Genomic DNA, 12,715 nt, shown 5'->3' with positions numbered 1-12,715 from the left:
GTCACCGCATCTTCTCCAGGTCGAGGTCCGACCCGACGACCAGGGTCACCACTCCCGCGGCGGCGTCCGCGGACCGGGTGGCCCTGGTGTCCGGCAGCCGGGAGGCGAGCACCTTCGCCTCCTTGGTGAGACCGTCCGGGTAGGCGACCGTGGTGGCATCGGTGTTCTCGGGCGCGTTGCCCGTGCCGACGACGGTGAACCCGGCCACGCGCAGCTTCTCGGCGACGGCGGCCGCGCGGCCGGAGACCCCGGTGCCGTTGAGGACCCGCACGCGCACGGTGGACGCGTAGATCAGGTCGTTCTTGGCCTGTGCCTGCAACCGCTTCTTGTCCACCTCCTTGTCGTTGGCGAGGGAGGTGAACAGGTCGGCGGCCTGCGGGTACTGCCAGACGACGTTGGCCCTGTCGGCGGGGACGTCGGCCTCGCGCGGGTAGTTGGGGACGGTCAGGAAGGTCAGCCGGTCGCTCGGGATGCCCTTCAGCTCGGAGGCGAGATCGTAGATGGGGTCGATGCCGTCGAGATCCTCGTCCGTGGTCAGGGACTTGGTGGCGGACTGCAGGAAGCCGTAGAGCGCCGAGGGGCTCGTCAGCTTGGACTTGGCCTTCGCGGCCAGGGTCTCCATGAACTCCTGCTGGCGGCTGATGCGTCCGATGTCGGAGCCGTCTCCCACCGCGTAGCGGGTCCGCACATAGCCGAGCGCCTTCTCGCCCCCGACGGTCTGGCAGCCCGCCTCCATGTCGAGGAGGGCGTCCTCGTCGTGGATGGCCCGCTCGGGACAGACCTCTATGCCGTCCAGGGCGTCGACCATCCCCTTGAAGCCCTGGAAGTCGATGGACATGAAGTTGTCGATGCGCAGGCCGGTGTTGTCCTCGACCGTCTTGATCGAGCAGGCGGCGGCGCCGGCCACCTCACCGCCCGAACCGCCGATCGCGAACGCCTCGTTGATCTTCGCCAGATGCGGACCGGAGGTGCCGCCGTCACCCTTCTCGCACGCCGATATCTCGACCCATGAGTCACGCGGGAAGGAAACCACGGTGGCCCACTCGCGGTTCGCGGGCAGGTGCAGCACCATCAGCGTGTCCGACTGCATGGTGGTCAGGTCCTTGCCGTACTTCGCGTTCGCCCCGTCACGGCTGTCCGAGCCGACGACCATGATGTTCTTCGAGCCCGGACTGAGGTTGGCCGGCCGGTCCCCGCCGAGCTTGCCGTCGATGTCGGCGCCCTTGATGTTGTTGTCCAGGTCGTTGTAGACCCAGGCACCGACGCCTCCGGCACCGAGGACGAGCACGGCCGTGGTGCCCGCGAACCAGCTCACCGCCCGGCCCCGGCGCGTCAGCCGCGTCCCCCCGCCTCCGGCACCCGCGCGCCGCCTTCCCGTACCGCTCACCGGCCTTCCCCCGCCTCGGCCGCATCCGGCCGGTCGACTGCCCCCTGGACGTCCGGGACGTGTGATCACCGAACCCGCAGGACTCTACATGCATGTAGATATACGGATCGGTGCCACACACGTCTCATCACGCCCCACGGTCACGAACGTCACAGAGGCGTCGCAGCGTACAGAATGAGGGCCATCGACACGGCCGAGTTCGCCGATGACATCGCCTAGAGCGCTGCTCCGACGGCCGCGCCCCACGAGGCCGGCCCCACCGAGGTGAACACCGGCGGCCGGCTGCGGGCCACGGGCGCGGGGGCCCGGCAGCGCCGCCACCCGGCGCTGCACCGGCCCCGACGCCGCGAAGCCGGCGAGCGTCGCCACCGGCGAACCGGCCGACACGAGCGCGGCCTTGCCGATCGCGCGCGCCACGACCCGGCGGCTGCCGACCGTGTGCGCCGCGTCCTCGTCCGCCCGGCGCTCCGCCGTGTACGACACGGTTGTCCGCAGGGGCCGCAGGAACGGGTTGGCGCGCGCGGCCGGCCGGACGGCCGGCAGCAACCGGTGGTGCCGGGCGGCGAGATGGGCCCGCTCGTGGGCGAACAGCGCCCGCCGCTCGGCCGGTTCGAGGCAGGCCGGCAGGGCCGTGGTCACCACCACCCGGTCGCGCCGGCCCCTCGGCAGCGCGTACGCGTAGGGCGCCGTGTCAAACAGGACGGCCACCTCGGTGTCGGGCGGCCCGGCCAGGGCCCGGTGGGCGCGGCGGCGTGTCCGCCGGTGCCCCCACAGCGTGCGGCCGCAGGCCGACAGGACGGCGAGGAGCACCGGGACGGCCGGCCGGCCGGCGATCTCGTCGTAGGGGACCGCCGCGCGCACCTCGGGGTCGGACCAGCCGTCGGGCAGCGGGTTGCCGGGCAGTTGGGCCGTGCCGACGACCATCAGCAGGCCGAGGCAGACCGTGCTGCACAACGCCGTCACCACGGCCACGCCGGTCAGCAGCCGGGTGGCGGTGCGCGGATGCAGCCGCTGCTCGGCCGGCCGGGCGATCGGCCGCGCGGTGACCGGCAGGACCAGTGGCAGGAAGACGAAGACCCCCAGGCGGCTTCAGTCGTCCCCTTCGGCCCTCGCCCGCCCGAGCAGCTCGCGCAGCAGGCGCTCGTCGCCCGGCTCCAGGGAGGTGACGAAGCTGGCCAGTACGGCCTCGCGGTCGCTCTCGCCGTCGAGGACCCTGCGCATCCGGTGCGCGGCCAGGCCCGCCTGGTCGGAGGCCGGGGTCCACACGAAGGAACGGCCGGAGCGCTCCCGGGTCACCGCGCCCTTGGCGAGCAGCCGGGTCAGGATCGTGATCACCGTCGTGTAGGCGAGATCACCGCCGAGGCGTTCCTGCACCCACCCCGCGCTCTCGGGGGCGCGCGCCTCGCGCAGGGCGGACAGGACAAGCGCCTCCAGCTCACCCTGCCCCCGCCGCCGGGGACGCTGCTGGTCCGTCACGCCCTGCCTCCTCGCCGCCGGCCGATCGATCGATCCGCGTCGCGTTCTCTACAGAATTGTAGAAGGAGGATTGCCGAAACACCTGCACTCTCCTTCTACAGTGCTGTAGATTTCAGATCGCGGCAGTGCGCCGGGGCATCGGGCGGTGCCGCGGGATCCGCAGATCGTCAAGACCTCCGAGTTCTCAAGAAGGAGTCCACCGTGGGAGTTTCCCTGTCCAAGGGCGGCAACGTCTCGCTCAGCAAGGCCGCACCGGGCCTGACGGCCGTCCTGGTCGGCCTGGGCTGGGACGTGCGCACGACCACCGGCACCGACTACGACCTCGACGCGTCGGCGCTGCTGCTCGACGCCTCCGGCAAGGTGCTCTCCGACGGGCATTTCGTCTTCTACAACAACCTCACCAGCCCGGACGGTTCGGTCGAGCACACCGGCGACAACCTCACCGGCGAGGGCGAGGGCGACGACGAGTCGGTCAAGGTGAACCTCGCGGCCGTGCCCGCCGAGGTCGACCGAATCGTCTTCCCGGTCTCGATCCACGACGCCGCGAACCGGGGCCAGAGCTTCGGCCAGGTCCGCAACGCCTTCATCCGCGTGGTCAACCAGGCGGGTGGCACCGAGATCGCCCGCTACGACCTGTCCGAGGACGCCTCCACCGAGACGGCGATGGTCTTCGGCGAGCTGTACCGCAACGGCGCCGAGTGGAAGTTCCGCGCCGTCGGCCAGGGTTACGCCTCCGGGCTGGCCGGGATCGCCGCCGACTTCGGCGTCAACGTCTGAGGAGGCCGGGGTGACGGGGCCGTATCCCCCGACCGGCCTCCGCCCCGAGGACGGGGCGGAGTTCGAGGCCGTGCTGTGCCGGGCGCTGGGCACCCCGGAGATCCGGGACGCGCTGCGCGCCGACCCCGGCGGCCTGGCCGAACGGCGGCTGCGGGTCCGGGCGTCGGCGGACGCGGACGCGATCGTGGCGGCGGCGCGGGATGAGTACCGCGCGTATCTCACCGCACTCGCGTCCGCCGCCGACAGGGATGCGAACGGGGCCGGCCCTGGCGAACAGCGGCCCGCCGACGCCGGGTTGCTGCCGCTGCTGGCGGTGCTCACACCGTCGCTGGCCGCATGCTCCGCCGCGGTCGTCCTCGTCCTCGGCTGCCTCCTGCGACTGATCGGCGTGCGGGGCGCGCTGCCCGGCTCACTCCTCGCCGCCGGATGGACACTCGCGCTCTTCGCGGTCACGAGTGCCCTCGTCGCCTTCGCCGCTCTGCTCCGCACGGCGCTGCGCGGCCCCCGCGGCCCGGCGGAACCCGCTCGGCCGGAACAGGCGCGACTGGTGTGGCAGCAGGCCCTGTTGCACCGCGGCATGCTGCCACACCTGCGTCGCTGCCTCCGGGAGGACCCCTCCCTCAGCGAGGCGAGTCCTCCTAGTCGTCCCGCTTGACCACGCACAGGGCCCAGATGATGAACGCCGAGAAGGCGATCATCACGATGGACCAGACGGGGTAGTACGGCAGGGACAGGAAGTTGGCGATGATGATGAGCCCGGCGATGGCGACGCCGGCGACGCGGGCCCACAGGGACGCCTGGAACAGGCCCAGGCTGACGAGGACGGCCACGGCACCGAGGGCGAGGTGGACCCAGCCCCAGCCGGTGAGGTCGAACTCGAAGACGTAGTTGCGGGTCGAGACGAAGACCTCGTCCTCGGCGATGGCCATGATGCCCCGGCAGATGCCGAGGACACCCGCGATCATCAGCATGATGGCCGCGAAGACCGTCAGTCCCTCAGCGAAGGGATGCGACCGCTTGGTCGCGTGCATGTGCCCGGAGTGTGTGGCGGTCATACCGCTGCCTCCATTCGGTTTCGTGCGGTTGCGTGCGGTGTCGCAGGGGCCTCAGCGCGCGGCGGCGGACGGGCCGGTGCCCGTTCCCGCCGAGGCGCCGTGGCCGCTGAGAACCAGTTCCTTGGCGCGGCGGAACTCGTCGTCCGAGATGTCGCCGCGCGAACGGATCTCGGACAGCCTGGCGAGTTCGTCGACACTGCTGGGCTGTCCGCCGCCGCCCTTGGCCGTCTCCCGGATGTAGGAGTCGAAGGCCGCCTGCTGCGCACGCGCCTGGGCCACCTCGCGGCTGCCCATGTTCTTGCCGCGGGCGATCACGTAGACGAACACACCCAGGAACGGCAGGAGGATCGTGAGAACCAGCCAGCCCGTCTTGGCCCACCCGCTCATGTCGTCGTCGCGGAAGATGTCGACCACGACCCGGAAGAGCAGCACGAACCACATGATCCACAGGAACAGCAGCAGCATGGACCAGAAGACGCTCAGCAGCGGATAGTCGTACGCGAGGTACGTCTGACCACTCATGTCTCTCCTCCGTTCCGGACGTTCGCCCGGCAGGTCCGCCCCGCCGTCCTCGGCGCGCCCACGGCACCGCACTCGGCGCCGATCTCAGGGTGCCCGGCGTGAGGGCGGACGGCCTCACCCCGGGAGGGTGAGACCGGCTTCCTCGGGGGCCGGGTCCGCCGCGGCGGCGACCATCGCCACCAGCGCCAGCACGACCACGACCAGGACGGCGACGAGGACGACCGCGCCGACCGTCGGGTGGTTCCACAGGATGAGGGCCAGGGCACCCGCCCCGAGGACGATGCCGTTGGTCCACCGGGGATGGGCGGCCAGCAGGCGTCCGGCCCGCCCGGTGCTCAGCCCGGCACTGCGCAGCGCCCGCCCGGCCGCCGTGGTGCCGTGCCCGGCCAGGGCCCGCACCCGGCGGGCGCCCCGTCCGGGGCCGTAGAGATAGGCGGCGAGGGCCGTGGCCAGGAAGACCACGAGGAGCGTGCGAGCGCTGTCGCGCAGGAAGCGCAGGAAGGTGTCGAAGATGGCTCCGGCGGCGTCCGGTGGCAGCGTCGCGGACGGTACGGCGTCCAGATAGACACGCCGGACGACGGCCAGCGCGACGAGCAGGACCGCCATCATCACACTGATGCCGAGTGCCGTGATCAGCACCATCACCCGGTGGCCGGGCGCGGTCCACACCGCCAGGGCGGCGAGTGCGACGGTGATGACGGGCAGCCAGGTGCCGAGGATGTTCAGCAGCCGCATGGCGTCCTGCGCCTTGCCCAGTTCGTCCGTGTGGAACAGCGTGACCGTCCGGTTGCTGTCGGGGATGGCGGCGGCCTTGTCGAAGCCCGCGTCGACGAGCCGCTGGCGTACCTCGTCCACGACGGCGCCGACGTCGAGCTGGATCGTGTCGCCGGTGGCCCGCAGGGCGCCCTCCCGCTCGCCGGTGAGCATGTGCACCACCGCGGCGTGCGCCTGCCGGTTCGAGGCCTCCCAGGTCTGCCGGAAGATCTCGCTCTCCACGACCCGGGTGACACTGCGGTCGACGACCGTACGGACCACGGAGCGCAACGGGCCGTCGAGGGACCCGGCCCCCGCCACGACCTGCGCCGGCGCGCCGTTGTCGGCGAGCACCTTGGTGAGGGCGTCCGTCACCGCCTTGACGTCCACCTTCTTGACCACCTCGTCGGTCAGCCGGTCGATCACGACCTGCTGGACGGCCGGGTCGGACGCCAGCGGGGCGACCGTCTCGACATAGCGGTCGGTGTCGGCCACCGTCTCGTTCACCCAGGCCGCGACGACGGCGAGGGGAGCCAGGAGCAGGGTCACCACCAGCAGCACGGCGGCGCCCGCCTTGCGCAGCCGCCGGTGCCGTACGCCCGCGTGCCGGCGCAGCCGCTCGTACTCGGCGCGCTCCTCGGCACTCAGCACATGACCGGTGCCGTCTCCGCTCCCGCCTTCCGAAGGCGTCGGTACGGAATCCTTGCCCATGGTCATGACTCCACCTCCTCCTCGGTCACGCGGGCGGTCCGGCGGTCGCTCGGTGCCCGCCCGTCAGGCCCGCCCGGTGCAGGGCGGCCCGCCAGGCGAGGGCGACCGCCGCCTCGGCCAGGCCGAGCAGCACGAGCCACAGGCCGAGCAGCCGGGTCAGCGCCGTGGCCGACTCGGTCGGCAGGGCCAGCACCACGATCCCCGCGACGATGCCGAGCACCGCGGTGACGAGGACGAACCCGCGGTGGGGAAGGTCCTTGGCCGCGAGGGCGGTGTGCAGGGTGAGGATGCCGCTCGCCAGCCAGACGATCCCGACGATCAGGGAGAGCGCGGCGATCGTCTGCAGCGGGTTCCGCAGGCACAGCACCCCGGCCAGGACGCACAGCAGCGCCAGGAGCAGCCCGGACAGCCGCTCACCCGCTTCCTCCCGGGCGAAGACGCCGACGAACCGGAACACGCCGATCGCCAGCAGGTACAGGCCGATGAGGACCGCGAGGACGTGCAGGGTCTCGTCCGGCCAGACCAGGACGATGACGCCCGGGACCAGCGTGGCCAGTGCCGCGCCGAGGATCCAGGTCCAGGACCGGCCGACCCGCCCCAGCGTCTCCGCCGGGTCGCCCGGGGCGCCGGGTGCCGCCCCACGGGGTGGGGCGGCCGTTCCACCGGGCCGGTCGGCGGTTCCGCCGGGCCCGGAGCCCGTCCCGGCACGCGGTGCCGGGACGGGCTCCGGGTCAGATGACTCGGTCATGGCTCCTCCTCGCGGCCGAGCGGCCGTTTCGGCACCGTCGGCGCGCGACGGTGTGCGGTGACCTCAGGGGGCCAGCGTCCCCGCGCCCGCACCCCGGCCGGATCACCCTCGGCGGGTGATCCCCGCGAATCGGAGGCAGGATGAGGTGGGAGCTACGCCCGTCCGGCGGTTCAGGAGGTGTGGGTCATGACCGTATCGAGCGCATTCACGGCATCACTGTCCGTGACCGAGCGGGCGGAGTACGGCCGGAACGCGCGCAAGCGCGCCTCGCGCTCGTGCCACGGCTGGTTCGAGGCGGACGCGGACGCCGGACGGACCGACCCGATCGAGGTGATCGAGCGTCAATCGGCCACCCGCATCAAGGAGTTGGTCCCGATCCGCTACGGCCGCATGCTCGAATCCCCGTTCCGCTTCTACCGGGGCGCGGCGGCCATCATGGCGTCGGACCTCGGGCCCCTGCCGAACAGCGGCCTCACGGTGCAGCTCTGCGGCGACGCCCACCTGCTCAACTTCCGGCTGCTCGCCTCGCCCGAACGCCATCTCGTGTTCGACATCAACGACTTCGACGAGACGCTGGCCGGGCCGTTCGAGTGGGATGTGAAACGGCTGGCGGCCAGCTTCGTGATCGCGGGCCGGGCCAACGGCTTCTCCACCCACGAGCAGAACAAGGCGGTGCGGACCTGTGTGAAGGCGTACCGGCGGCGGATGCGCGACTTCGCCGGCATGCCCACCCTGGACATCTGGTACGCGCAGGACGACGCCGACCGGCTGCGGGAACTGATGGCCTCCTCGATGGACAGGCGGAGCAGACGCCGGACCGCCGAGGCGGCCACGAAGGCCCGGACGCGCACCCACCTCCAGGCCTTCGAGAAGCTCACCCGGATCACGGCCGAGGGACGGCTGATCACCCCCGACCCGCCGCTGATCACCCCCCTGAGGGACCTGCTGGCGGACCCTTCCGGGGACGGGCAGGAGAAGGAGCTCCAGAACGTCCTGGACCAGTACGTACGGACCCTGTCGTCGGAACGCCGGCATCTGCTGCGCCACTACCGCGTCGTCGACATGGCCCGGAAGGTGGTGGGCGTCGGCAGCGTCGGGACGCGCTGCTGGATCATCCTCCTGCTCGGCCGGGACGACACCGACCCGCTGTTGCTCCAGGCCAAGGAGGCGCAGCAGTCCGTCCTCTCCGCCCAGCTCGGCGGCGACCGCTGGGACAACCAGGGCCGTCGGGTGGTGGCGGGGCAGCGGCTGATCCAGACGACCAGTGACATCTTCCTGGGCTGGACCCACGTCGTCGGTCTCGACGGGCGCGAACGGGACTTCTATGTACGGCAGTTGCGCGACTGGAAGGGCATCGCGCGGCCCGAGACCTGGGATCCCGGCATGCTGCGGCTCTTCGCACGGGTGTGCGGGGCCAGCCTGGCGCGGGCCCACGCCCGCTCCGGCGACCCGGTCGCCATCGCCGCCTACCTGGGCGGCAGCGACCGCTTCGACCGCGCGCTCGCCGAGTTCGCGCAGTCCTACGCCGACCGCAACGAGCGGGACTTCGACGTGCTCCGCGTCGCCGCGCACACGGGCAGGGTCCACGCGGAGAGCCTCTGACGGGACGCGGAGAGCCTCTCGGCTCTGCCGTACGCCCGCTTCGGCTCGCTCCGGCTCGCTCCGGCTCGCGTCTCACTCCAGATCGCGTCTCACTCCGGATCGCGTCCGTTTTACTCCGGCTCACTCCGGCAGCTGGCGCATCTCCAGGACCCGTAGGCCCAGGGACTGGCAGCGGGCCAGCAGGCCGTAGAGATGCGCCTCGTCGATCACGTGTCCGAACAGGACGGTGTGGCCGGACATCTCCACGTGGTCCAGCTCGGGGAAGGCGCCGGTCAGCGCCTTCGACAACCGTCCGTCGACACGTATCTCGTAGCGCATGAGCGGTCCCCATGGCCGGTGGCGGGCGGGCTGCGCCCCTTCTCCTGCGATCGTGCGTCCCGGAGCGTCGGCCGGGCCTCACCCCGGGCAGGTGAGAGTCAGTGGGTCAGATAGAGCTTGAACGCGATGATCAGAAGACCGAGCACCAGATTGACCGAGGCTGTCACGGCGACCAGACCCCATGAGGCGTCGGCCCGGCGGGCAGCCGCCGCGGACCAGCCCACCTGTCCCGCCACCGCCACCGCGATCGCCAGCCAGAGCGCGCCCGGCACATCGAGGCCGAGGACGCCACTGAGGGCCACGGCGGCGGCCGGTGGAACGGCGGCGTTGACGATCGGCCACTCGTCACGGCACACCTCCAGCACGATCCGGTGATCCAGCCCCCGCCGCGACAGCCGGGCCCCGAACAGCTGGGCGTGCACGTGCGCGATCCAGAACACGAGGCCGGTGAGCAGCAGCAGGAGGACGATCTCCAGGCGGGGATAGGACCCCAGGGTGCCGACCCCGATGAGCACGGAGGCCGCGAGCATGGATCCGTAGACCCCACCGGTGTAGTCGGTACGGGCCCGGCGCGGGGCGCCGCGCTCGTCACGGGTCGAGGCGGATGCGGGCCCGGTCGCGGACATCGTCCCGGTCTCCTCTCGGTGGCGGGTGGTTCACGCGTGTCTCGGTGGCAGGTGGTTCGCGCGTGTCTCGGTGGCAGGTGGTTCACGCGTGCGAGTCGCCGTCCTCGGTGGCGGACTCAGCCGTCCTGGTGGCGATCTCGGTCGCCGTCCCGGCGGGTCGAGCCGGGTGCCGCCGCCGGGGTGCGTCCGGGGCCGCCGCCCGTGCCCGGCGGTGGCGTAGGTGGCGTACGGTCCTTGCGTCCGGTCGGCAGCCGTGGGGTGGCCAGGAACGCCGCGAGGGTGATGCCGCCGGTGGCGAGGATGGCCGCCTTGAGGCCGTTCAGCTGGGCCGACGCGTAGGAGTCGGCGAGTGCGTCGACCTCGGACGGCGGCAGCCCGGCGTCCTCGGCCGCCGTACGCACCTGCTCGGTGGGGACGAAGCTGATCCCGGCCTGCAGCGCGACACTCGTCTGCTGCCTCGTCTCCTGCGACAGCCTCGGGTCGTCCTCCACCTGCGCGGTGAAGGCATGGGCGAGGGAGCCGATGAGCAGCGATCCGATGAGCGCGGTGCCCAGGGCGGACCCCAGGTTCTGGGCCGTGAACTGCAGCCCGCCGACCTCGCTGCGCTCCTCCTCCCCCGCGCTGGACTGCACGACGTTGCCGAGCTGTGAGGCGAGCAGTCCCATGCCCACGCCGAGCAGGCCCATGGCCAGGGCGAACTGGGTGTCGTCGATGACGGGGTCGATGGTGGCCAGCAGCCACACGATGGCCACCGCCAGGGTCGCCAGGGCCAGCCGCACCACCCGGCGCGGGCCCGCCCTGCGGCCCAGTCGGGAGGCGACCAGGGACGCGGCCAGCATGGTGATGGACACCGGGAGCAGCCGCAGCCCGGTCTGGAAGGCGTCGAAGCCCTGCACGACCTGCAGATAGAGCGGGATGGTGAAGAACAGCCCGAGCAGGATGAGGTTCTGGCACAGCAGGGCCGACAACCCGCTGCGCAGCGCGGGCCTGCGCAGCAGGGGCAGGTGGACGAGGGGGTCGGTGCCGTGGGCGGTCCGCCGGTGCTCCCAGTGCGCGAAGGCGGCCAGCACGAGCGCTCCGGCGCCGATGACGAACAGGGTCGGGGCGAAGCCCATGACGGTGAAGGGCGGGTTGCGGGGCTGCACCCAGCCCCAGGTGCTGCTCTGCAGCACACCGAGCACGCCCAGCGCGAGTCCGGCCGCCGACAGCGCGGCGCCCACGCCGTCCATCGCGGGACGCGGGCCGGTCCGCGGCGCCTCGGTGATCGCGCGGCGGAAGCACAGGACGGCGACGACGACCACGACCTCGCCGGCGAAGACCAGCCGCCAGGTGAGGTACGTCGTCACCCAGCCGCCCAGCAGCGGGCCGACGGCGATGCCCGCGCCGGCCAGACCGCCGATGACGCCGTAGGCGACGGCCCGGTCGCGGCCCCGGTAGGACTCGGCGACGAGCGCGGCCATGGCCGGCAGCACCATGGCCGCGCCGAGTCCCTCGATGACCGACCAGCCGAGCCCGAGGACCCACAGCGTGGGCGCGACGGCGGTCAGGGCCGAGCCGATGCCGTAGACCACGAGGCCGAGGAAGAAGAGCCGACGGCGGCCGAGGATGTCGCCGAACCTCCCCCCGATCAGCATGAAGGCGGCCATGACCAGCGCGTACAGCGTGATCACGCCCTGGATGGCGGTGACCTCGGTGTCGAAGTCCTCGACCAGCTGGCTGATGGAGACGTTCATGACGGACGTGTCCAGAACCATCAGGAATTGCGCTGTCCCCAGAACGATCAGAGCCCGCCAGTGCTTCACGGTGTTCTCCTCGCCGAGTAGGCCGGTAACGCCACCGCCGCCGCCCGGACGGCGATCGAATCGCCATCTCCATCGCAGCTCAGAAGCGCTGCCCGCGCCTCACCCGCCACGGGCGAGGCAAGCGCTTCGCGACCGGTGACCACGGCCCGTCGGAGCCGCGGGCAGGTACCGGGAGCGGCATCTGGCCCGCCCGGCGCACCGCCTCGACATCGACCGCGGTCAGCTCTGGGGAGAAACCATGCTGCGTCCACACCCGCGGGAATCGCGCTTCCCACTCGAAGAAGAGCAACGCACAGGTCAAGTCCGAACACCCGGCACAGTCGGCTCGCTCCACCTGACGATGCCGGCAGACGCGACAGCTCCGAGGCGTACGTCCGTGAGCGGGGAACCGTCCGCTCACCCTCCTCCAGCTCACGTGATCACGAAACGGACGCCCGACGACCACGCCGACGCCCTGGGCTCGCCCGGCCCGGCAACGCGGGCGAGAGCCCACAGCAACCGGCCGCTCGGATCCATCGGCCTCATGCAGAACCTTCGGCAGCCCCGGGGCGCGTTCGGCGAGCTGATGGATGACCGCGCTGGTGCAGGCGTAGGCGGTGGACTCGCTGATCCCGAATACGGCAGGACGGATGACCGACGAGGCCCCCGAGCAGTGTGGTGGAGACGTCAGACATCTCGATCAACAGCTCGGGAGCTCCGCTCGTTGCGCTTCGTGGACCGTCACCTGATCGGTGACCGACGCGAAGATGCTCAGTGCTTGAAAACGTCCTTCGCCTTCTCCTTGGCCTGACGGGCCGCACCCTTCGATTTCGTGGCCTGCCCCTCGGCCGCCATCCGCTCGTTGCCCACGGTACCGCCGACCGCCTCCTTGGCCTTTCCCGTGGCCTCTTCCCTCTTGCCCTTCGCCTTTTGCCCTCCGGCCATTGCCGTTCACACTC

General features: G+C 71.7%; 13 protein-coding genes and 1 pseudogene. 3 read left to right on the top strand and 11 right to left on the bottom strand.

Translation table 11 applies throughout. The features are described from left to right. Window position 1: 1 nt before the first annotated feature. From ACWCRJ_RS05230 to ACWCRJ_RS05220, 3 genes and pseudogenes are all read right to left on the bottom strand, one after another. Window positions 2-1,387 (bottom strand): LCP family protein, encoded by a 1,386-nt coding sequence (locus tag ACWCRJ_RS05230; RefSeq protein ID WP_450937991.1) that lies wholly within the window; start codon window positions 1,385-1,387, stop codon window positions 2-4. Between the two features lie 149 nt (window positions 1,388-1,536). Next, a pseudogene (locus ACWCRJ_RS05225) lies at window positions 1,537-2,470 on the bottom strand (M56 family metallopeptidase). Between the two features lie 6 nt (window positions 2,471-2,476). Continuing rightward, window positions 2,477-2,863 (bottom strand): BlaI/MecI/CopY family transcriptional regulator, encoded by a 387-nt coding sequence (locus ACWCRJ_RS05220; protein ID WP_450937990.1) that lies wholly within the window; start codon window positions 2,861-2,863, stop codon window positions 2,477-2,479. Between the two features lie 201 nt (window positions 2,864-3,064). Between ACWCRJ_RS05220 and ACWCRJ_RS05215 the strand changes: the two genes are divergently transcribed. Further along, a complete protein-coding gene (locus ACWCRJ_RS05215; RefSeq protein WP_020114594.1) occupies window positions 3,065-3,640 on the top strand; it encodes a TerD family protein in 576 nt (191 codons plus the stop codon). Between the two features lie 10 nt (window positions 3,641-3,650). Then, entirely contained in the window at window positions 3,651-4,295 is a 645-nt protein-coding gene (locus ACWCRJ_RS05210; protein WP_450937989.1) for a hypothetical protein, read from the top strand. Here the strand turns inward: ACWCRJ_RS05210 and ACWCRJ_RS05205 are convergent. The 4 genes from ACWCRJ_RS05205 to ACWCRJ_RS05190 all read right to left on the bottom strand — a co-directional run bounded on the left by ACWCRJ_RS05205 (window position 4,279) and on the right by ACWCRJ_RS05190 (window position 7,429). Next, window positions 4,279-4,695 (bottom strand): DUF7144 family membrane protein, encoded by a 417-nt coding sequence (locus ACWCRJ_RS05205; protein ID WP_020114593.1) that lies wholly within the window; start codon window positions 4,693-4,695, stop codon window positions 4,279-4,281. The genes ACWCRJ_RS05210 and ACWCRJ_RS05205 overlap by 17 nt on opposite strands. Window positions 4,696-4,746: 51 nt before the next feature. After that, window positions 4,747-5,217 carry an SHOCT domain-containing protein gene (locus ACWCRJ_RS05200; RefSeq protein WP_450937988.1) on the bottom strand — a complete coding sequence of 157 codons (471 nt, stop codon included), beginning with the start codon at window positions 5,215-5,217 and terminating at the stop codon, window positions 4,747-4,749. A 114-nt stretch (window positions 5,218-5,331) separates the two neighbouring features. Beyond that, entirely contained in the window at window positions 5,332-6,681 is a 1,350-nt protein-coding gene (locus tag ACWCRJ_RS05195) for a hypothetical protein (protein WP_450938159.1), read from the bottom strand. 25 nt (window positions 6,682-6,706) lie between these two features. Further along, window positions 6,707-7,429, bottom strand: a complete 723-nt coding sequence (locus ACWCRJ_RS05190) for an HdeD family acid-resistance protein (protein WP_450937987.1) — start codon at window positions 7,427-7,429, stop codon at window positions 6,707-6,709. Window positions 7,430-7,615: 186 nt separating this feature from the next. On the opposite strand from ACWCRJ_RS05190, the gene ACWCRJ_RS05185 reads away from it, so the two are divergent. Then, window positions 7,616-9,031, top strand: coding sequence for a DUF2252 domain-containing protein (locus ACWCRJ_RS05185; protein ID WP_450937986.1), 1,416 nt, complete (start codon window positions 7,616-7,618; stop codon window positions 9,029-9,031). A gap of 120 nt (window positions 9,032-9,151) precedes the next feature. Here the strand turns inward: ACWCRJ_RS05185 and ACWCRJ_RS05180 are convergent, their stop codons facing one another. The 4 genes from ACWCRJ_RS05180 to ACWCRJ_RS05165 form a co-directional block, all read right to left on the bottom strand. Next, a complete protein-coding gene (locus ACWCRJ_RS05180) occupies window positions 9,152-9,349 on the bottom strand; it encodes a hypothetical protein (protein WP_381197484.1) in 198 nt (65 codons plus the stop codon). A 98-nt stretch (window positions 9,350-9,447) separates the two neighbouring features. After that, complete coding sequence (locus ACWCRJ_RS05175) at window positions 9,448-9,975, bottom strand: hypothetical protein (RefSeq protein ID WP_450937985.1); 528 nt, start codon at window positions 9,973-9,975, stop codon at window positions 9,448-9,450. A gap of 116 nt (window positions 9,976-10,091) precedes the next feature. Continuing rightward, window positions 10,092-11,777: an MFS transporter gene (locus ACWCRJ_RS05170; RefSeq protein WP_450937984.1), complete on the bottom strand. Its 1,686-nt coding sequence runs from the start codon at window positions 11,775-11,777 to the stop codon at window positions 10,092-10,094. 750 nt (window positions 11,778-12,527) lie between these two features. After that, window positions 12,528-12,701 (bottom strand): CsbD family protein, encoded by a 174-nt coding sequence (locus ACWCRJ_RS05165; RefSeq protein WP_450937983.1) that lies wholly within the window; start codon window positions 12,699-12,701, stop codon window positions 12,528-12,530. Window positions 12,702-12,715: the final 14 nt, after the last annotated feature.

The sequence above is a fragment of the Streptomyces sp. NPDC002324 genome (genome assembly GCF_053593335.1).
This window is presented reverse-complemented; position numbering and strand designations above follow the sequence as displayed.